The sequence below is a fragment of the Rhizobium sp. NFACC06-2 genome (genome assembly GCF_900101425.1).
GTDB classification, from domain to species: Bacteria; Pseudomonadota; Alphaproteobacteria; order Rhizobiales; family Rhizobiaceae; genus Agrobacterium; species Agrobacterium leguminum.
The window spans coordinates 18816-38764 of sequence record NZ_FMVA01000013.1 but is presented as its reverse complement, the minus strand read 5'-3'; the positions used below and the strand labels follow the sequence as shown (position 1 = coordinate 38764).

19 protein-coding genes are annotated in these 19949 nt (G+C 58.9%); 2 read left to right on the top strand and 17 right to left on the bottom strand.

Annotated elements, in window-relative coordinates; translation table 11 throughout:
* Positions 1-17 precede the first annotated feature (17 nt).
* Entirely contained in the window at positions 18-383 is a 366-nt protein-coding gene (locus F3H58_RS20145; protein WP_149743488.1) for a DUF1330 domain-containing protein, read from the top strand.
* 126 nt (positions 384-509) lie between these two features.
* Here the strand turns inward: F3H58_RS20145 and F3H58_RS20140 are convergent, their stop codons facing one another.
* The 15 genes from F3H58_RS20140 to F3H58_RS20070 all read right to left on the bottom strand — a co-directional run bounded on the left by F3H58_RS20140 (position 510) and on the right by F3H58_RS20070 (position 15905).
* Positions 510-2690 carry a xanthine dehydrogenase family protein molybdopterin-binding subunit gene (locus F3H58_RS20140; protein WP_149743487.1) on the bottom strand — a complete coding sequence of 727 codons (2181 nt, stop codon included), beginning with the start codon at positions 2688-2690 and terminating at the stop codon, positions 510-512.
* Positions 2687-3688: an FAD binding domain-containing protein gene (locus F3H58_RS20135; RefSeq protein ID WP_149743486.1), complete on the bottom strand. Its 1002-nt coding sequence runs from the start codon at positions 3686-3688 to the stop codon at positions 2687-2689. The genes F3H58_RS20140 and F3H58_RS20135 overlap by 4 nt, the downstream gene beginning before the upstream one ends.
* Before the next feature lie 3 nt (positions 3689-3691).
* The gene (locus F3H58_RS20130) at positions 3692-4309 is read right to left on the bottom strand and encodes a (2Fe-2S)-binding protein (RefSeq protein ID WP_149743485.1); all 618 of its coding nucleotides are present in this window, start codon (positions 4307-4309) and stop codon (positions 3692-3694) included.
* A gap of 173 nt (positions 4310-4482) precedes the next feature.
* On the bottom strand, positions 4483-6702 hold the full coding sequence (locus F3H58_RS20125) for a xanthine dehydrogenase family protein molybdopterin-binding subunit (RefSeq protein ID WP_149743484.1): 2220 nt from the start codon (positions 6700-6702) through the stop codon (positions 4483-4485).
* A 43-nt stretch (positions 6703-6745) separates the two neighbouring features.
* Positions 6746-7438, bottom strand: coding sequence for an Isoquinoline 1-oxidoreductase subunit (locus F3H58_RS20120; protein WP_149743483.1), 693 nt, complete (start codon positions 7436-7438; stop codon positions 6746-6748).
* Positions 7435-7902: a (2Fe-2S)-binding protein gene (locus tag F3H58_RS20115; RefSeq protein WP_149743482.1), complete on the bottom strand. Its 468-nt coding sequence runs from the start codon at positions 7900-7902 to the stop codon at positions 7435-7437. The genes F3H58_RS20120 and F3H58_RS20115 overlap by 4 nt, the downstream gene beginning before the upstream one ends.
* Before the next feature lie 91 nt (positions 7903-7993).
* Complete coding sequence (locus F3H58_RS20110; RefSeq protein ID WP_286169838.1) at positions 7994-8758, bottom strand: DUF2306 domain-containing protein; 765 nt, start codon at positions 8756-8758, stop codon at positions 7994-7996.
* 59 nt (positions 8759-8817) lie between these two features.
* Positions 8818-9291, bottom strand: coding sequence for a DUF2147 domain-containing protein (locus F3H58_RS20105; RefSeq protein WP_188128996.1), 474 nt, complete (start codon positions 9289-9291; stop codon positions 8818-8820).
* Positions 9292-9489: 198 nt separating this feature from the next.
* Positions 9490-10053 carry a class I SAM-dependent methyltransferase gene (locus F3H58_RS20100; protein WP_149743480.1) on the bottom strand — a complete coding sequence of 188 codons (564 nt, stop codon included), beginning with the start codon at positions 10051-10053 and terminating at the stop codon, positions 9490-9492.
* 140 nt (positions 10054-10193) lie between these two features.
* Entirely contained in the window at positions 10194-10808 is a 615-nt protein-coding gene (locus tag F3H58_RS20095; RefSeq protein WP_149743479.1) for a class I SAM-dependent methyltransferase, read from the bottom strand.
* A complete protein-coding gene (locus F3H58_RS20090) occupies positions 10805-11440 on the bottom strand; it encodes a DedA family protein (RefSeq protein ID WP_149743478.1) in 636 nt (211 codons plus the stop codon). Before F3H58_RS20090 ends, F3H58_RS20095 begins: the two co-directional genes overlap by 4 nt.
* A gap of 3 nt (positions 11441-11443) precedes the next feature.
* Complete coding sequence (locus F3H58_RS20085) at positions 11444-12427, bottom strand: SDR family oxidoreductase (RefSeq protein ID WP_149743477.1); 984 nt, start codon at positions 12425-12427, stop codon at positions 11444-11446.
* A gap of 136 nt (positions 12428-12563) precedes the next feature.
* The gene (locus F3H58_RS20080) at positions 12564-13613 is read right to left on the bottom strand and encodes an aldo/keto reductase (protein WP_149743476.1); all 1050 of its coding nucleotides are present in this window, start codon (positions 13611-13613) and stop codon (positions 12564-12566) included.
* Between the two features lie 70 nt (positions 13614-13683).
* Positions 13684-14529, bottom strand: coding sequence for an SDR family oxidoreductase (locus tag F3H58_RS20075; RefSeq protein WP_149743475.1), 846 nt, complete (start codon positions 14527-14529; stop codon positions 13684-13686).
* Positions 14530-14591: 62 nt separating this feature from the next.
* Positions 14592-15905: an MFS transporter gene (locus tag F3H58_RS20070; protein ID WP_149743474.1), complete on the bottom strand. Its 1314-nt coding sequence runs from the start codon at positions 15903-15905 to the stop codon at positions 14592-14594.
* 162 nt (positions 15906-16067) lie between these two features.
* On the opposite strand from F3H58_RS20070, the gene F3H58_RS20065 reads away from it, so the two are divergent.
* Positions 16068-16991 carry an AraC family transcriptional regulator gene (locus F3H58_RS20065; protein ID WP_188129004.1) on the top strand — a complete coding sequence of 308 codons (924 nt, stop codon included), beginning with the start codon at positions 16068-16070 and terminating at the stop codon, positions 16989-16991.
* Between the two features lie 125 nt (positions 16992-17116).
* Here F3H58_RS20065 and F3H58_RS20060 read toward each other — a convergent pair whose 3' ends face one another.
* Both F3H58_RS20060 and F3H58_RS20055 read right to left on the bottom strand, forming a co-directional pair.
* Positions 17117-18688: a methyltransferase regulatory domain-containing protein gene (locus F3H58_RS20060; RefSeq protein ID WP_149743473.1), complete on the bottom strand. Its 1572-nt coding sequence runs from the start codon at positions 18686-18688 to the stop codon at positions 17117-17119.
* 216 nt (positions 18689-18904) lie between these two features.
* Positions 18905-19924 carry an SMP-30/gluconolactonase/LRE family protein gene (locus F3H58_RS20055; RefSeq protein WP_210246922.1) on the bottom strand — a complete coding sequence of 340 codons (1020 nt, stop codon included), beginning with the start codon at positions 19922-19924 and terminating at the stop codon, positions 18905-18907.
* Positions 19925-19949 lie beyond the last annotated feature (25 nt).

Sequence of the window (19949 nt, the reverse complement as noted above, 5' to 3'; positions counted from 1 at the left end):
TTCGCTGGAGATTTATCATGATCAAAGTCACCGCCGCTGATATTGACCGGTTTCTTGCCGAAGATGACGAACAGCCCGTCGTGATGCTCAACTTGCTTCGGTTCAAGAAAGACGGAGGGCGCCAGCGATATCTCGACTACCTCGCCATGGCCGGCCCGATCGTCGCCCGGTACGGCGCGGAAATCGTGTTCACCGGTGATGGCGCGACCGCGCTCTGCGCCGAACCCGGTCAATCCTGGGACGCGGTGGCGCTGGTACGCTACCCAAAACGGGCAGCCTTCGTCGAGATGATCGCTGACCCCGCCTACGCCGTTGCCGATCCAATCCGGATGTCGGCCCTGGAAGAGGCGGTACTGCAGCCAATCCGCACCATTAGTCGATGAGGGATGAGATAGGCGCGCGTTCCGAAATCTGTAAGGTCGTGCATCTCTTCCCACGCTTGACTGCGCATCGGAAAGGGCATCGTGTGCCCTTTCTCCTTCTTCCGTGCCTTGCCGTTAAGACCTGCCTTAAAGCAGGTCTTCAATCCTGATGGGTAGATGCCGCACCCGTCTGCCGGTGGCGTTGTAGACGGCATTGACGACGGCTGCGGCCGCTCCGACCATGGCGACTTCTCCCAGACCCTTCACGCCTGACGGATTGAGCTTGAAGTCCGGACGATCGATGAAATCGACATCGATCGCGCCTATGTCGGCGTTGACCGGTACGACATATTCGGCGAGATCGTTATTGAGCACACCGCCGAAGCGGGGGTCTGTTTCACCCGCCTCGCGCAAAGCCGCGCCAATACCCCAGACCACACCGCCCCTGACCTGGCTTTCGGCCGTGCGCCGGTTCATGACCCGACCGCAGTCGGCAACGCTAACGACGCGTTTGACGCGTACACGCCCGGTCGACGTCTCAACGTGAACTTCGGCAAAATGGGCGATCCAGCTGAAGGCCATAAACTCCGGATACTCCGGGCCCGTGGTGGAAGGAATGCCTCTGCGCAATTGTTCGATCACCTGTGCGTCCTTGCCGAGCGGGATCGTGTTGACCGTGACCTCCAAAAAGGGGCGGCGGGTCCGGGCAAGCTGGACATGGACCGGTTCTTCGGACAATGGCGCGCCGGTTAGAACGCTAAGCTCTTCGCGAAGTTTCATGGCGGCGCTTCGCGCTGCCGGCGCAACGCTTCCTGTCCCCCATGAGCCCGCCGTTATATGCTGCGGCGCATGTCCAGTATCTCCGATGCGGATATCGAGCTTGGATGGATCCAGACCGAGAATTTCGATTAGCTCCGCGGCGATGACGCTACGGATGCCCTGTCCCATCTCATGGCCGGACGTCGAGATCTCACATCGTCCGCTTGCCGAGAGACGAAGTGTCGTGACGGCCGCCGTCATCGATCCTTTGTAGCTTCCACAGGCAACACCGAACCCGATCCGATCGCCATTCTCTGCCACTAAAGAGCCTGCTTCACGGGCTCGTCGGCCCCAGTCGATCAATTCAGCCCCGCGTCTCAGACAGTCCACAAGATGGCGGGACGAAAATGGTTTGCCAGTGATCAGGTCGTTTTGCGCATCATTGCGGATGCGGAGCTCGACGGGATCCATTCCGATAACCTCGGCGAGCTCGTCAATCGCACATTCGGTAGCATAGCTTGAGGGATGCTCATGAGGGGCGCGCTGGTGGCCGGGTGTCTGGGTATCAACTCGGACGATATGGTCACGGCCCTGCCAGGCGCCATATCCGTACATGCGCGGTGGATTGGCGCCGTGCTCGCAACCGAATCCGTCATAGCGGCTGTTCTGCTGCACAGTTTCGTAAAGCCCGGCCAGCAGACGCCCTTGTTCGTCTGCCCCAAGCCGAACCCGGTGACGGCTACGGGGCCGATAAGATGCCGTATGGAACAAGTGAGCGCGGGGCATCACAAGCTTCACGGGACGGCCAAGCAAGGAAGCGGCACTTGCGACGAGCACACTCTGCTCTTGAATGCCGTTCTTCTGTCCAAAGCCTCCTCCCGTGTAAGGGCTCACACCACGCAGGCGCGTTGGTTCAAGACCCATCATCCCCGCCAAGCCGCCGGCAAACGCCGCCGCAGCCTGGGTTCCTTCATAAATTCTGAGCTGACCGTCCTCGAATGCAGCGGTCGTCGAAATGAGTTCAATAGGATTGTGATGCTGTTGGGGATGTAGATACTCGACATCGACGCGATGATTGGCGGATGCGAAAGCTGCCTCCGCATCACCGGAAGACAGCTGGCTTTCGGGCTCTGGCTCGCGGGCCGCCCGGTCGTCTTCCATCGCCACGCTGAACGCCTCTTCGGCATAACGCACCTTGACGGCTTCCGCACCCTCGATTGCCGCTTCAAGCGTCTCCGCGACGACAAGGGCGACCGGCTCTCCGCGATGGCGGACAACCGGACTTGTCATCGGCTGATAACCTTTACCAGGTCGGCCATAGGCGCCGCGTGTCGCGGGTGTGGTCTTGATCTGCGAGAAATCTTCATGCGTGAAAACGCGAACGACGCCCCGAACATTCGTCGCGGCAGTTACTTCGATTGCCTCAATACGCCCCCTGGCGATTGTTGCGGGAACCGTCATCGCATGCAGCAGACCGGTGATTGGCTGATCTGCCGCGTATAGTGGCCGACCCAGCACTTTTTCATGAGCATCGACCCGGGGGCGGTCAGCAGTCCGTTCCTGCGTCATTGCATCTTCCTTCCAGCTGTCATGATGGCGTCGGCAAGGGTGCGAGCACCGAGTTCGATCTTGAATGCGTTGTGTTCGCCGGCTTGGGCATCGGCGAACGCCGCTCTGCCGGCAGCCAACGCGGTATCCCTGTCAATCGTTCGACCGTTCAAAACGGCCTCCGCTTCGCGTGCCCGCCATGGCCGGGTGGCAACGCCGCCAAGCGCGATATGCGCGTGCCGAACATGCTCCCCATCCATGGCCAGCGCCACGGCTGCCGAGGCGAGGGCAAAAGCATAGGATTCGCGATCACGCACTTTGAGGTAGGTCGAGTTTCGGCCGGCCTCCGTCTTCGGAACTGATATCCCGGTGACGATGTCGCCGGTTTCGATCGCGAATTCGAGATGGGGCGTATCGCCAGGCAACCGGTAAAATTCGGCGATCGGAACTGATCGTGGCCCCGCCGGACCTTGGATCTCCACCGTCGCGTCCATCGCTGTTAACGCGACGGGCCAGTCACCCGGTGACACGGCCGTGCAGGCGTCACTGATGCCAAGCACGGCCTGGCTTCGATCGAGCCCGCCGATCGCTGCGCATCCGGAGCCGGGGTCTCGCTTGTTACAGGGATAAGCGCCGATTGCTCCGTTTCTGAAATAAGGACAACGGGTGCGCTGCATCAGGTTGCCGCCAACCGTCGCCATGTTGCGGAGCTGCTGAGAGGCGGCTTTCGAAAGGCTCTCTGCCAGGACGGGGTACTCACGTCGGACGACGGCATGTTCGGCAACATCCGCCATCAGTGCCCCTGCGCCGAAAAACAGAACGTCGCCGTTTGTATCAATCCGGCTGGCTCCCTCCAGAGAGGCGATATCGACCAGATGTGCGGGACGTTCGACACCAAGCTTCATCAGATCATAGAGCGTGGTACCACCGGCGATGTAGCGCGCACCTTCGCCTGCCGCAGCAAATGCTTGGATGGCTTCGTCAACAGTTTTGGCGTTCACGTAGGATAATGATCTCATGGTTCAGCCTCGCTCGATCTGAGGAGCTGCCTGCTCGATCGCGGCAACGATGCCGACATAGGCTCCGCATCGACAGATGTTGCCGCTCATATATTCCCGGATTTCGTCGGGCGTAGACGCGTGTCCCTCCTTGACACAAGCAATCGCTGCCATGATCTGGCCAGGTGTGCAGTAGCCGCACTGCAGCGCGTCATGATCGATGAATGCTTGCTGCATAGGATGGAGAGCGTCCGCGCTACCGATTCCTTCAATGGTGGTAACGTTACGGCCATCGACTTTGGCCGCAAGCGTCAGGCAGGAGGCCACGCGACGCCCGTCTATGTGGACAGTGCAGGCGCCGCACTGACCGTGGTCGCATCCCTTTTTAGCGCCGACCAGGCCCAGTCGCTCTCGCAACATATCCAGCAGAGATGCTCGCGCATCAATTTCGAGTGCACTCGGTTGGCCGTTGACATGGAAGCTGACCTTAACTGTCGCGCCGCTTTCCGGTACCAGCTGCGGACGGGGCGCTTGGGCCTGCGCTGCCGCAGGCAGGAGCCCGGATACCGAGACAATCGTTCCGGCCTCTAAAACCTGTCGCCGGGTGATCTCAAGAAACTGCCTATCGTGCGTGTCTGACATCTGGATTTCGTCTCCTGTTGGGTTGCAACAATTTTGGCGTCATCCGTTCCGGCCGTTGCCGAAACCGCATATACCTTTCAACGTAAATCAGGCTAGCCGGGAGGATTAGCCCACAAATATCGCGCGGACTGATTAGCTGCACTTCGCAATACCGGTATTGCGCGGGGCCGCGGCTAGTCTCCCGAAGGTTTTGTTCCCGATCGGAAAATCGAAAAACCGGCGTTCCTTGCGCCATTAACGAATGGTAAGCGCTGTGTCGGCGTACCCGATAAAGCGAGCATAGCGTTGGCAACGGCCGGCGCGATTGGCGCCACTCCAGGTTCGCCCATTCCCGTCGGCTTGTTGTCAGACGCGATGATGTAGGTTTCGACAGCCGGCATCTCGTTCATTCGCAAGATCTGATACCGGTCAAAATTCGTTTCTTGGACGATTCCCTCCTTGAGAGTAATCTTGCCATACAGCGCGGCGGACAGGCCAAAACCGATACCACCTTCCATTTGAGCAGCAATCTGGTCCGGCGCAACCGCGATGCCGCAATCGACGACAGCCACAACGCGACGCACGATCGGTCGGCCATCAAGCAGCCGAACTTCGGCAACCTGGCCAACAATCGTTCCGAACGCCTGGTGGACTGCCATGCCCCGAGCCCACCCGGCTTCGAGCGGTGTGTCCCAGCCGGCCCTGGCGTAAAGTTCGTCGAGGACCGCCAGCCGACGCGTATCGCCAGCCTTCTGATATAGAAAACGACGGTATGAGACTGGGTCCCTATCCGCCTTGCGCGCCAGCTGATCCACGATGTGCTCCATCACCATGGCGGTATGCGAATTGCCGACCGATCGCCAAAACCCGACAGTGACTGGAAAAGATGGCGTGAAGATTCTGCCATCAACAGTTGTCGCGGTGGATAGATTAGGCGAGTCCGCGATACCCTCGGTCGCCGTAAAATTCGGGCCTAGGGGAAGCAGGTTCTGGCAAACCGAATGGAAGCGCCAACGCTCCGGGAACCCGTCCGAACCAACCTGGACCCATACCCGATGATGCGACATTGGTCGGAAGTAGCCCAACCTCATGTCGTCCTCGCGGCTCCAGATCAGCTTGACCGGACGACCCTCGACCCGCTTTGCGATCCGCACACATTCGACGACATAGTCGGAGCTCATTCCACCGCGGCGGCCGAACGAACCGCCGGCAGGGATCACCTCGATATCGACCCGGCCCGGAACGGTCCGAGCGGTCAGTGCTGCCTGAACCTGATCGACCGTTACCAGATGAGCGCCCGATGTAATTGCAACATCCCAGCCATCGACCCTGGCGACGCAATCGAGCGTTTCCATCGGCGCATGTGCCAGATAGGGAAAATCGAATGCAAACTCGACGACATCGCCATCGAACGGCGCTTCCGGCGACAGGCCCGTTGATTGAAAACTGCCGGGCTCCACATCGGTACGACCGGCTGCGATGTCGCGGAAATACGCCACGAGGTCGGGAGACGAACGCATCTCGGCTTCGCTGTCGTCCCATTCGATACGCAGCGCGTCGCGGCCCCGCTTGGCGGCAAACGTCGTCTCCGCAAGGACGGCGACACCCGTCTCAATGGCGAACACTTGCCTCACGCCCTTTACTTCCAGGGCGTCGGATGCATCGAAGCGCAAAAGCTTTCCGCCGAAGCGGGGACTATGAGCGACCATTGCGACCAGTAAGTCCGGACGCTGGATATCCTGTGTGTAGACCTGGGCGCCTGTGCTCTTCGGCAGACTGTCCTTTCGGCGAACGCGCTCGGTGCCGATTAACCGATAGTCTTGCCGGCGTTTCAGGAGCGGCGTCTCGGGTGGGGTCTGCCGGGCGGCGTCGGCCAGGAACTCGACGAAGGTCGCGGTTCGGTCGGAGCCGGGGTGGGACACAACACTATCGCGGACGACGATGTCACTGGCTTGTACACCCCAGCGAGCGGCTGCAGCTTCTACGAACATAGCGCGCGCACCAGCCCCTGCGTTGCGCATCAGATCCCAGTTCGAGGCGATTGAATTTGAACCGGCAGTCATTTGTACGCCGTAGGCGCGGACGTTGCTGCGCGCATCGATGACCCGCACCTTGTCCCAGTCCGCGTCGAGTTCTTCCGCGACGATCGCGGCGAGCCCTGCGTGGATGCCTTGGCCAAGTTCCTGCTGCTTGTTGACGATCGTCACCCAGCCGTCATCGGAAATGCGGATAAATGGTCCGAAAGCGCTCGGCTCCGGGTCGTCGCCGCCACCTTGCAGGATGGCGCCGACAGCCTGCATTGGATGGGTTGCGGCGTAGCCTACCACGAGAGCGCCGCCGATCAGGGATCCACCCAAAATCAAGCGTCGACGGGTCAACCTAAATCGTGGCTTCCTGTCTGGGGCGTCGGTCACGGACATTCTCCTGTTGCCATCCTTGCTCTCACTTGAACCGAGCTCACTGGGGGCATGCTGCACCCGTATCGAGCCAGGCCTTGATCAATGACCCGAAGGCTTCCTGAGTGCCGGGGGCGGGCTTGCGGTTTGCGCCCGGATGCCAGGCCCAGCCCACCAGTTCGTCTTGCGCCATATGATGAAGCAATTCTTCGCGCGTCATATGCGAACGTGCCGGATCCAGGAGCTGCCTGCAGATGTTCCCGAGCGTCTGGCCCTGCCAGGCCATCTCGATCGGCGCGAGCCTCCACTTGGGGTTTCCGGGCACACCGGACGCCTCGAAATTTTCGGACTGATGGCAGGTTGAGCAACGAAGCGTCGGGACCCCGCCGCCGTCGGCGCCACGTGTAGCCCAGGGCGTATGCGGGCGCATCGCCTCTGTCTGGGTGGGGCGATCCGTGCGCGGATGGCAGTTCATGCAGCGCGGATGCTCGATCACACGGCCTGCTTCTTCGAACAACGCAACAGACCTTGCGGTTGCGTCAGCAATCCCATCGAAGTCTGCCACCTGACGCAACCGATCAAGTTCTGCGGGCTGCAGTCTGGCCTCGATTGTTTGTGTCTGCGGCATGGTACGCGGATAAAGAGCGTAGACGAGGCCTGCCGCCGCTGCGACAACGATCACTCCGAATATCGAGGCAATCGCGAGCTTTAGCCGGCGACGCCATCTTCCCTTTTTGGGCGGGGGTCGAGTCATGTCGGCGCACCGAGCCTTGCCGCCGCATCGTGGATGGCCGCGCGAATTCGAGTGTAGGTGGCACAGCGACAGAGGTTACCGCTCATCGCAATATCGATGTCCTCATCCGTCGGTCGCTTGTTCACTCGTAACAGCGCAACCGCGCTCATGATCTGACCGGATTGGCAAAAGCCACATTGCGGTACATCGCGCTCAACCCAGGCATCACGGAGAGCTGCTGCTTCCACGCCGTCAACGCCTTCGATCGTGGAGATCTGTGCCGAGACAGCCGACCGCAATGGGATCGAACAGGATCGAGCCGGCCTCCCGTCGAGATGGACGGTGCAGGCGCCGCACTGAGCTGCGCCGCACCCGTATTTTGTCCCCGTCAACGACAGGTGATCGCGAAGCACCCACAGAAGCGGAGTTTCGCCATCCTCGTCAACATCATGGGTCCGGCCATTGACCGAAAGCGTATAAGACATGGACTACATCCCTTTGACAAAGGTAGTTTGGATCGTGCGCGCTTGCGCGGACATACCCGATCCGACAAAAAACCTGCCTAATCCTCGACGGCTACGGCGTTATGCCACTTGCGATTTTGGGACCCCACGTGTGAGTGGTGAACATCAGCGTGACGAAGGCGATGAAAGTGCTTGCGGCCACGAAAAAGACCGATACTGAGAGGTTGGCGCTCGCTGTGCGATTTTTCCGACCGGCACGGATGACGAATTCCGCGGCAATCAAGTTTGGGACGTAGAAAAAGAAAACCATGATGGCGTCGAACCAGTCCCCGAATTCCGCCAGGGAGCCGAAGAGACGTGACAGCAAAAACCAGGCACCATATTCTATACGATAGAGCCAGGAGCCGATGGTGAGTGCAAACAGCCGGATCGCCCAGGCACGGTGTGAATGGTAACGGCCCGACCGCGCGTGGAGATAGGACATGGTTGCACTCAGCACCATGAGAGCGCCGTAGAGGCCGAACCCGACATCCATCAGAGGGCCGCCGATGGTGCCTTGTCCAACGATGAAAGCCAAACCTCCCACGCCGGCTGCGGCGGCCGAAACCACGTAAATCCGCCCGATCCACCTGTGAAGCCAGGGGATTCTTTGCCGCAGCCTGCCGATCAGTTGAACAGGACCCAGCAGAACGAGGATACTGCCGGCCACGAAATGGGCGCCGATGGCGCTCGTCGACAGGGGCGAGGCCGGATCGTATAAGTCGGGCAACGCCTCGTTCCATCGATAGGCCTCGCCGCCAACAAGGGTACCGCCGAAAAAGGCAATGATGTAGGCGGCGAATATAACGCCGCTCAGCCAACTTACCGCCGCAAGCAATCCCGCGCTCCAGTTCGCAGCAAGACCGTGGAAGCGGCGGCAATTTCTGGAAAAAGCCGTCATTGGGAGCGATACAGAACCATCGTCCGTCCGAGGAGCGGGATCCCCGCATAGCCTCTCAGTTCGAGCGCCCCGTCTTGTATCTCTGCCTGCCCTGAATAGGTGCGCCCCGACGATCCGTCGTAGAATTTCCCCTCTTCCCAACGGCGATCCTGTGGATCCCATTTCAGATCGGTGAGGAAAGTGATGCCCTCGAGAGAACGGCCTCGTAGCTTCGGATCGGGATTGTGGATGTCCTTCTTGAAGGTCTTACGGTCCGCTTCCATGAGCCGATCGCCATAAATGACACGCGCAGCAAAGGTGCCGCCAGCGTCGAATACTTCAAACTTGAAATTGCCTTCCTCTGTTTCCCAAACGCCCTCGATCTCGTTTGGCGACGAAGCCTGAGCGGAAGCCGAAGCGACCTGTAACCCTGTCACTCCTGCCGTTAGCATGACTGCCAACGAGAATTTTCTGATTTTCGAATTCGGCATATTGCCCTCCTTTTTCCGTATGCGGAGAAAAACTACGGCGAGAGGGCTCGCCCTAAAATGTCAAAAACCTCAAATTTTGTGCCTGATGCTCCGAGGCTGATCCTTTGGCAGCTTCGCCGCCTCGCCCTGCATCGTAGGCTTCTTGTCGTATCGAGCGATGCCCGCCCCTGATTGTCGCGGAGCCCGCGCATAGGGAGTTTATCCCGCGTGGCGTGGTGTAGAAGTCGCTGGCCAGACGTACAGGGCCACAGCCCCGCGCAGACCAGGACCATCCTTTGTCGCTTTAGGTGACCTATCTCGGAACCAGAACGTCACCGTGACGACAGCGGTGCCGGGGTGCACGGTCTTGTCCAGGAATTCCGATAAGCGAGACATCGCACCGGGCATGAGATGACATGTCACCGCATCCGCATCCGCCACGTCGCAGGCATAGAAGTTTTTTCTCATAATCGAAACGTTGCGGAGATGTCTCGTCCGGATCCAGGCCACGAAGCACGGGAAAGGCGAGACCTCCACCCCCTTCACCTGCGCGTCGGAGAAAGCCTTGTTGAGTGCGATCAGAAGTGAGCCCCATCCACACCCAAGATCATAAATCACGGCCGAGCCAGAAAGATTTGCCTCGCGTAACAAGGCAATCACGTCGGATGCTTCCGATGCGGCCAGCGGCCATGACGGAACCCGCGTCAATGCGTGGAAGATCAGCAACGAAAGGCAGACCGTCGAGACAGCGGTGAGCAGAACGATGGAAAATGCTTGCTGCATTTGTTTCTCAACATTGAGCTTGTCATGCGCTATCGGGAGCCTTCGGCCATAGTGCGATGTCCGAGGCTCGACTGTCGCAACCGGAACAATGAGGGCCATCTAGATCGAGTCGGCTCTCATTAAGACCGGTTTTGATGCCATCAAACAACAGATTCCGATGGGTGCGTTCGAGCGCTTCGCGGTCGTCGTCGGCTGATCCGGTAGACGGCCGCGGGTGGAATATTGGCGAAGGTCCACCCGATATACGTCGCCTTCAGGCCCAGACGGTCGAGCAAGGGTCTGGCGATCGGGCATCTCGGGCCGTAGGTGAATTGGTAGAATGCTCCGCCTGGACGAAGATGGGAGAATGCCCCCTCCAGGATAGCATGCACTTTGCGCAATGGCATCGATAGAAGAGGAAGGCCGCTCACGACCGCACCTACAGGCGCCGAGGCGTGAAGCGGTAATTTGCGCAACTGTGCAGCATCCATCCGGACGGTTTTAGCGGCTGGGAAGCGATCGTTAAGTTGGTTGGCAAATTCAGCACCGTACTCGACCAGTACGAGATTTTCCTCAGCGACACCTCGATTAAGCAATGCTTCGGTAAAAACGCCTGTTCCCGGACCCAGTTCAATGACTGTGCCTGTGTCCGCAGAGATCTCGGTCGTCATGAGTGAAGACAACGCGCGTCCCGATGGCGTAACCGAGGCGACGCGAAGGGGCGCGGAAAGCCACGCCCGAAAAAACAAAAAGGCATCAGCTGTCCTGTTCGTCATCGCTCACCGGCTCCCGGATTAACGCGCATCGCATATCGTCGCTGAAGCCGCCATACCAGGGCCACAAGCCCCTCTGCGACAACGAGCAGGATGAGTATCTTCAACGCGAGCGCGGATGAATTGATACCGGGAATGGCCAAAACAGCGAGATGACCTGCTGCGATGAACAAGCCGTTCCACAAGACTATGCCGGCTGCTACGCCAGCGACGAACCGCAGCGTACTTGTGCCCAAAAGCCCCGCTGCCACAGGCGCGATCAGCCGAACCGTGGGAATGAGTTGCGACAGGACCGTCAGCGCTTGTTCCCGGTCGCGCAGGGAGGACAGTGTCCAGTCGATACGAGGTTGCGATAGACCCACCCATCTGCCGGCCGCGTAGAGAAGCGTTGCGGACCTCTTTCTCCCGATAACACGCACGAGAAAATAGAGACCGAGAGCGCCCATAAAACTCCCGAGCGTCGTCGCGATGACAGCGGTGTGGAGGGACCAAAGATCGTCGGCCGCGATACCTATGGCAACGAGAACGCCATAGGAGGGCAGGGCAGGCAGGAAGCGCTCCGCCAGCCCGATCGCGAAGAGACCGAATATGCCGTATATCGCAATCCATTCGACAAGATTTCCGAGCGGGTCCATCTCTCACGCCTCCCGTGCGATCGTTGTCGCGCCCGGACCAGAAAGCTCTGGAGCGAGAGCCTGGGCGTTGAACGAAATACCCGTGAGTCGTTCCGAGATTTCCCACAGGTTGTGTGCCACATGCTTTTCCAGCGCCTGGCGCGGAATTTGTGCTTCCGTTGGATGTCCACGAGTCTCACTGAGCCTGTCGGGACCGTAATAGCCGCCCCCTCGGGCTTCTGGGGATGTGGCCGCGAACAAGGTCGGCAGCGCGCCTTGTGCGACTGGCTGGAACAGAAACCACATGAACGACCTGAGGAAGCCTTGAACGCTGCGTCGACCAGGGCCGTTGTGAAGGAGATCGGTGCGCGATACGCCTGGGTGGGCAGCGATACTGGTAATACCCCAACCCGCTTCTTCGCTCCGCCGTTGCAGTTCGAACGCAAACATCAGGCACGCCAGTTTCGACTGAGTGTAAACAGGCATGGGCTTATAGCCACGCTCCGCTTGCAGGTCGTCGAAATTGATTGCCGCGCTTGCGCTTCGAACAGCAATGCTGGAAAGCGTGACGACGCGTGGGGCTTGTCCAAGCTTGAGCAGCGGCAGCAAGTGGCCGGTCAAGGCGAAGTGGCCGAGATAGTTGGTGCCGAATTGAAGTTCGAAACCATCCTTCGTCGTCTGACGCGTCGGCGGCGTCATCACGCCGGCGTTGTTGATGAGAACGTCGATATGGTCGCGGGTTTCTTTCAGTCTTTTCGCAAGTGCCTCGATCGACGCGAGGTTGCCGAGATCGACTATCTCCAGAGTGACCGATGCGTTGGGCACCTTTTCCTTGATGCGCCTGATAGCGTCGGCACCCTTCGTCGGATTGCGTCCTGCGATGATAACGTCGGCGCCGGATCGAGCCAGCGCGAGCGCGTCTTCGAAGCCCAGACCGCCGGTTCCTGTGATCAGGATCGTCCGGCTGTTTTGAGGCGACATATCATCGAGTGTCCACGATTTCGTCATCGTCAGTCCTTTCGTTTCTTTGGGGCGAAATGGTCCGCCGAAGACGCATTGTTCGGGGGACGTCTTCGGCGGACGCAAGGTCGCCTGGGGGAGGCGACCTCTCGAGGATCCGGAGGGGACGGATCCGGATCCGAGCCTATGCATTGATATTGATCGGTTCACTGAGGGGCGGCTTTGCTGCAACCTCTCGCGTTCGCTGCATCCATGCCGGATACTCGGGATTGATTTTGCTGATCGTGTCCAGCTCGGCGAGCTCACTAGCGCTGAGCGTGATCTCTGACGCCCCCACGCTGTCATCGAGCTGCGCAACGGTCTTCGCCCCAATGATGACGCTTGTGACGTGCGGTTGATGCAGCAGCCACGCCAGCGCAATCCTTGCGACGCTGACGCCTTTGTCGGCGCCAATGCGCTCCATCACGTCAATCACGTCGTAAGCTCGATCCATAGCGACCGGAGGGAAATCGAAAATAGTCCGGCGGCTACCTTCCTCGCCCTGCTTGTCGCGGCCGAACTTGCCGCTGAGCAGCCCGCCGGCCAGAGGGCTCCAAACCAGAAGACCAAGTTTCTCTGCCTTGATGAGCGGCACGATTTCCCGCTCGATATCGCGACCTGCAAGCGTATAGTAGTTCTGGGAGGTAGCGATCTTCGCGATCTGGAGCCGTTCGCTGTGGCCCAGCGCCCTCGCCATCTGCCAAGCCGACCAGTTCGACACGCCGACATAACGAACCAGACCCTGCCGGACCAGGGCATCCAATGCCGCGAGGCTTTCCTCGATCGGCGTGACGCTATCGACGTTATGGAGCTGATACAGATCGATGTAATCCGCCTGTAGCCGTTTCAGACTGGCCTTGACGCTATCGAAGATGTGACCGCGTGAATTGCCGGCATCGTTCGGGCCCTGGCCCATCGGACCGCAGACCTTGGTTGCGATGACAACGTCCTCCCGTCGGATACCGAGGTTTCTCAGCGACTGACCGACGATCTCTTCTGCTACGCCGCCGGAGTAGATATCGGCTGTGTCGATGAAGTTGATGCCATGGTCGAGCGCGCGGGCGATCAGGCCCTGAGCGTCGTCCTGCTGGACATTGCCCATATTGGACCATACCCCTTTACCGCCGAATGTCATCGTGCCGAGGCAGAGCTCCGAGACGAAGAGGCCGGTATTTCCAAGTGTGTTATATTTCATGACGAGAGTGTCCTATAAGAGCATCTGGTGCCGAACGGCTTCGGCGTATGAAAGCGTCGTCGCGCACAGATCAGGCGATGCCGCCATTTGCGAAGATGTTTTGGCCATCGATCCACGCTCCGTCCCGCGAGCATAGAAGACCTATGATATTGGCGATGTCTTCGGGCTGGCCCAAGCGACGAAGCGGGGTTGCCTCCGGTATGCCGCGAAGCGCTTCTTCCCCGTGCTGGCGCAGAAGTTGGGTATCGACAGCACCTGGCGAAATCGCGTTGACAGAAATGTTGCGTCCGCCCAATTCCTTGGCAAGAACGCTGGAGTAGATCTCCTGCGCCGCCTTGGTTGCAGCGTAGGCCGCCGTGGCGGGAGGGCTCATCTTGATGATGCTGGAGCTCAGGCTGATGATACGGCCACCATCGCGAACGCGTCGTGACGCCTCGCGCAGGACATTGAAGCTCCCCTTGACATTGGTGGCCATCATTCGGTCAAACGCCTCGTCGGTCATTTGAGCGAACGGACCAACATTCATGATTCCTGCATTGTTGATCACCACGTCCACGCCACCGAAAGCCTCGTCGTTGGCGTCAAACAAGGCTTTGACCGCGGCCGGATCTGCGACGTCCCCCTGGCGAACGATGGCACGGCCGCCGGCCGCCTCGATTTCGCGGACCACGGCTTCAGCAAGATCCCGGTTCGTCAGGTAGTTCACAGTCACCGCGAACCCGTCCCGCGCCAGACGTCGGGCAGTGGCTGCGCCAATACCGCGGGAAGACCCAGTGACGACCGCCCCACGCTTCTCATTCGGTGCCGTGCCGGCGCCGGACGTCTGGGCCGACGCCACGCCAGTCATGGCGAGAGCTGAGGGAAGAGCGGCTGCGAGAGCCAGGAATGTGCGGCGGGAGTTGTCGGTGTCGGACAAAGTATTGGCTCCTTATGAGTTGGGAGAAGCTGCAGATGTGTTCCGAAAGCTGCGTTAGAAACTTAGTTCTGGCGGAGGAACGCGCCGACGCGGCGGTTTGCGACGAGCAGGGCAAAGCCCGACAAAACGCTCGCCAAAGGCACGATCAACAGGCCGAGCGCGAGGCCGTTTGCAATGTTGGCCGTGTTTGCGGCGTCACTGACCATGCCGACGAACAAGGGTCCAAGTGCCGGTCCGATGAGACCGCTTCCAATCATCACCAGACTTGATGCCTGGGCCTGCCGGCCCGGTCCGGCGACGAGGTGGGCGGCACCGAAGCCCCATGGCAACATGAATGAGAATGACAGCATTCCCGGCACGAACAGCAAAATCGAAATCCAGCCGCCCGGAGCAAACAGCGCAGCCGTCGTCGTTACACTGGCGACGAGAAAGAGTACGGCAGGCGGTCCAAGGACCCTGCCGGTTCCGGAGCGGACGGCATGATCAAACCATCGTCCGCCGCCTAAAGTCCCGATAATCCCCATCAATCCCTGGAGCATCCCAAAGGTCATTCCGACCTCAGTGGCGGTGAAGCCGTAAGTGCGGATCAGAAAGGGGATGGAAAATGCGTAGAAAGGTGCACCGGCAAAGCCGAGGAAGATCGTCCCCAGAAACAACCAGCGGAAAGCGGGAGATGACAGCAGGTCAAGGCTTGTCCGCAGGAACGGCTCTTCGTGGCTCCTCATACCCTGTAGGCGCGGTGTCGGACCCATAACCAGGATCGTCAGCAGGCCAATCACGACACCTATCGCGCCTGCCCCCATCAACACGACACGCCAACCGAAGATATCCGCAATGGCGCCGCCCGCCGCAAACCCTACCATCGTGCCGAGCGGAATGCCCATTGCGAACAATCCGATCGCAAGTCCGCGCCGCTCGGGGCTGATCTTGCGGGCGATCAGAGCGTGGCCCGCCGGGACGGCACCTGCCTCCCCGAATGCGACGCCGAAGCGTGTGAGCGCCAGGAACACGAAGCTGCCGGCAAAACCGCCGAGCGCCGTCATAACGCTCCAGATCAGGACACATGACACCAGCACGAGCCGCGGCGATCCCCGATCTGCTGCACGGGCAAGCGGCAATGAGAGAAGTGCGTAGCAGACCGCAAACGCGAGGCCGGTGAGCAGGCCCATCTGAGTGTCGCTGAGCGACAGGTCCGTCTTGATCTTCTCCGCCAGAATGAACGGCAGTATCCGATCGATCTGCGAGAAGGCGTTGATCAGCAGAAGCACGATGCATATGGCGGCCATGCGCAGGCCTTTCACGTACGCGCCGCTGGAGGTAGCAGTCGGCGCTCGTGTCGTTGATGGGTCTATTGACCGGGCGGCGAATTCTGTCATCTTGAGGTCACTCCTCGCTTGGTTGCACCCTTAAGCTAGACGGAGTGTCCAATGACCAGAATGCCCGAACCTTCAAGAAACTTGCCTATTCCTGCAGAAGAGGCGATGATGCCGGCGAGGAGTCACATATTGCCGTGGCCCTTGAAACAACCGGAGCCACGCTTGAATATCCCATTGCTCTCGGCCGTAACGGCCTACATCGAAGACCAGGGCGGCGGGCAGGGCCTGTTCCCGACAGCCATTGAAGGCTTCAACATCGTCCGCTCGTACCAGTCGATGATGCCAATGCGCAATATTTACCGACCGTCGCTCTGCGTCGTCGTTGAGGGCGGCAAAGAATTGCAGCTTGGAGAGGAGCTGCTGCGGTACGGAACGATGGAGTGCCTCGTTGTTAGTGTCGGGGTACCAGCGACTGGCCGGATCGTCGAGGCTAGTGACGAGGCGCCTTACGTTGGCGTGATGATTGACTTTGATGTGGCGACCGTAAGGGAAGTCCTCGAACAGTTAGAATCGCTCCCACCGCAAACGGATGAATCAGGTCCATGCGCGTTCGTTGCAAAGGTCGATCAGCCCTTGGCTGACTGCATCCTTCGCCTCGTGCGGCTCCTGGCTACGCCCAAAGCAATTCCTGTATTGGCCCCTTCGATCGTCCGGGAGATCTGCTATTGGTTGCTGAGCGGGCCACATGGTGGCGAAATCTGCAAGTTGGCTTTGCCAGAGTCGAACATTGAGCGCGTCGTCAGAGCCGTATCAGTCCTGCATACGAATTTTGCAGAGACACTGCGGGTGGAAGAACTGGCTGATATTGCGCGGATGAGCCCGTCGTCGTTCCACCAGCATTTCAAGGCGCTGACGTCGATGACACCGCTTCAATTTCAAAAACAGCTTCGCTTGCTGGAAGCACGCCGGCTTATGGCGACACAAGCTGCGAATGTCACGGAGGCAGCCTACAAAGTCGGCTACGAGAGTGCATCCCAATTCAGCCGAGAATATTCACGAACTTTTGGAGTGGCGCCCAAACAGGATGCTTTGAACCAACAGCGCCTCCACAACGAGTACGCCAGCCGCACCGTTCGATCCGCATAATCCGAATTGCGCTCAGGTGGAAGTAGAACAAGCCCAATGTGAACCGCCGAAATCTGGTTGTCAGTTGCGGAGATCCCGTCACTGACAACCAGCCGCTCTTGGTTGGTTTTGGTCGAGCACGCAAGTCACACTGTGGCAGTTTTTCCGGTCGACACTCGGCCTTCGAGAATGCGCAGGCTTTGCAGGGTCGGTAATTCAATTTTCAGGAACCGTTCAGCCATTTTTCTGAGCTCGGCGATATTCTCGCTATCAGATTCGATTTTCTTCCCCTGCTTCACTAGGCGTTCGCCAACCTCCTCCAAGAAGTCCCAGACGTGGGTCGCCAGTTCGTCTGCATTTTTTAAGCCGTCATCGAGCGCCAATATGAACAACTGGGTTATTTGTGACACGCCTATTGCGCATCCCGTCACAGGAGAAACGAGATGGTGCAAATCCATGCTAACGCGCGCCTGTTTAACGATGTAATGGTTGAGCGCGCGGCATTGATCGAGCGCTGTATCTGTCGGCTCTTGCGCAGGCTGAAGGAAGCCAGCACCTGTCAACACAACAAGGCTCTCGACAAGTTGGTGAAAATCTATCCCGCCGAGCTTCGGATGTTTCGCAAGCTCCCGGACGCGCTTAATCTGACCGAGGTCGTTGCCCAATACTTCGATAACGGGATCATACAGCTCTGCGGGCAGCTCTACCTCGCCTTGTCCGGATGGAATTTTCTTTGGAATCTCGTCGGCTGGGATGGAGAGCAAGAAGGTCTGAGAATACCATGCCTCTCTTTGTTCGATATTGGAGAGTTTTCGCGGACCTTTCACAAAGATATCGCTACGGAAACGGCGATTCACCAAATGGTCACGCACCGTTTCGCGCATGAGGGGAGTGTTGAATTTGGCAATATGGGCTTGCCCTTCCGGGCTTAATTGCAAGGAGTCGATGTCATCAAGCAGCCGAGCCGAACCGACAAATGTCAGCTTTGCTTCCGCAAGGCTCTCTGCGACATCAGAGAAATGATCGACATGCCAATCGGCATTCAAATATTCGTGGGCAATGTAGTTGGGATCTTGCCGAACCAGCTGGCCGAAATGATGTCCCGCGAACGGGTTCTGCCTGAAGAACATCGATCCCGCATCAGCGATTTCCTTGGTGAACCGGAGCGCCTCTTCAATGAGCTGGGTAGGTCCGGACATGTCCCCACTTTGACGCTTATATAAAGACATCAGGTGTCGGATCGGAACAATAGGCGCCCAGCCGGGCAAACAGTTGTAACTCACATACACGATGCCGCCCGGGCGAAGTCGTTTTCTGATGATCTGTTTGATCATCGCTCTGTTCGCCGCTGAGACCCAACTCCAGACACCATGCAGCGCGATGATGTCAAACTGCGGAAGGTCGCTTCCAGCCGCAAACTCTTCAAAAGAATCATCGGAAATCTGAACGTCGGCCCCAGAGGCTTCAGCGAGCTTGCGCGCTTCCACAGTTTGAGCCGGATTGAAGTCGCATCCCCAGTATGACCCGCTGGAGCCTGCTGCATGAATATTGAGAGACACGCCCTGCCCGGAGCCGAGCTCCAGATAGTTCGGAGCATCCCCAAACCCGGTTTCAACGCCCCGGCACAGGCAGGCAAGGCGCAGCATCGCGGGGCTCAACTCCCGATAGTATCCAAAAGTGTATCCTAGTTCGGTAAAATAGCCCTGCGTCCAGTCCATGTATTGACCTTGTGTCCGTACTTTTTTTCGTGCGGGCACCTCGAATTCTACCGATGGCCGCAGCGATCAAAATGCCGTCTCGTCGGCGAAAGACCATGCCAAAACCGCCAGAAAACATGCCTAATCCTTTAATCTGCTATCGCAGAGAAGATGAGCTACCAGTGCCGGATCCGGAGCAATACGTCGGATTGTGCGAGAAGCCGGAAGGAAACACGCTCACGGCGCCGCTTGGGCCAGTGCACGTGCCACGAAGATACGGGAGCCCTGTCCTTTGTCCCAGTCATTGGTAAGAATCAGCAATTCATCGGTGCCAGGACGAATGACCATCGAGGTGGAGCGCAGGTTATGCCCCTCATCCCGACCCGGCAGAAGATACTGCCCTATCGGGAAACCTGCGGGGTTGAACACCATGATCCGGCCTTGGCCGTAGATCGCGACATATATGTTGCCGTCGGCGTCGATCCGGAGCGAATCCGGTCCTCCGCCTACAAAACTGTAAACCACCGACGATCCAAAAGGCGCTGTCGTCGTTGGGTCTGACAATGAAATCTTGTGCAGCTGCCCCCCGGCCAGTTCTGTCACCCAGAGAGTCTTCCCGTCCGGACTAAGACCGACTCCATTCGCTATTCTGAGATTTGGTACAACGAGGACCGGCTTGCCGCCCTGCGGGGCGACATAGTACACGCCGCCGGTCGGCGTACTCGACCCACCCTTAAAGTCGGTGTAGTAGAAGCCGCCGTCGCGGTCGAAGACGAGGTCATCGGGCAAGAAACCCATTTCGCGAGACACAAGCTGCTGAAGGTCGGTGCCATCCGGCGCCATGCTTATCACCGAACCCCGTGACGCGAAGTCGCCGAGCTCCGCCATGTAAATTCGGCCACTCTTGTGGACGGCCAGTCCCGCTGGCCGAAGTTCGGGATCCGGCACTACGCTTGAAAGTTTCTTGTCTGGCGTCAGGCGAAACACGGTTCCACCAAACACCTCGCAAAAGATCAGGTCTCCCTGCTTGTCGAACGTTGGGCATTCGAGTTGCAGCGCCTTCTCGGAGACTTTGAAATATTCTCGCGCCACAACGGAAGGCAGATCGGCTTCCGCCATCGGCAACGGCACTGCGCTTTTCAACCTGTCCGGAATTTTGAGTGCGGGAAGCTCGCCGGTTTCGTTTCCTGCATTCGCGACACCATTCATGAACGCAAATGCCGCAGTCAAAACCAAGCCACACAGCAATCTGTTCATGGTCTTTTCCCTATTCTCTTGAAAC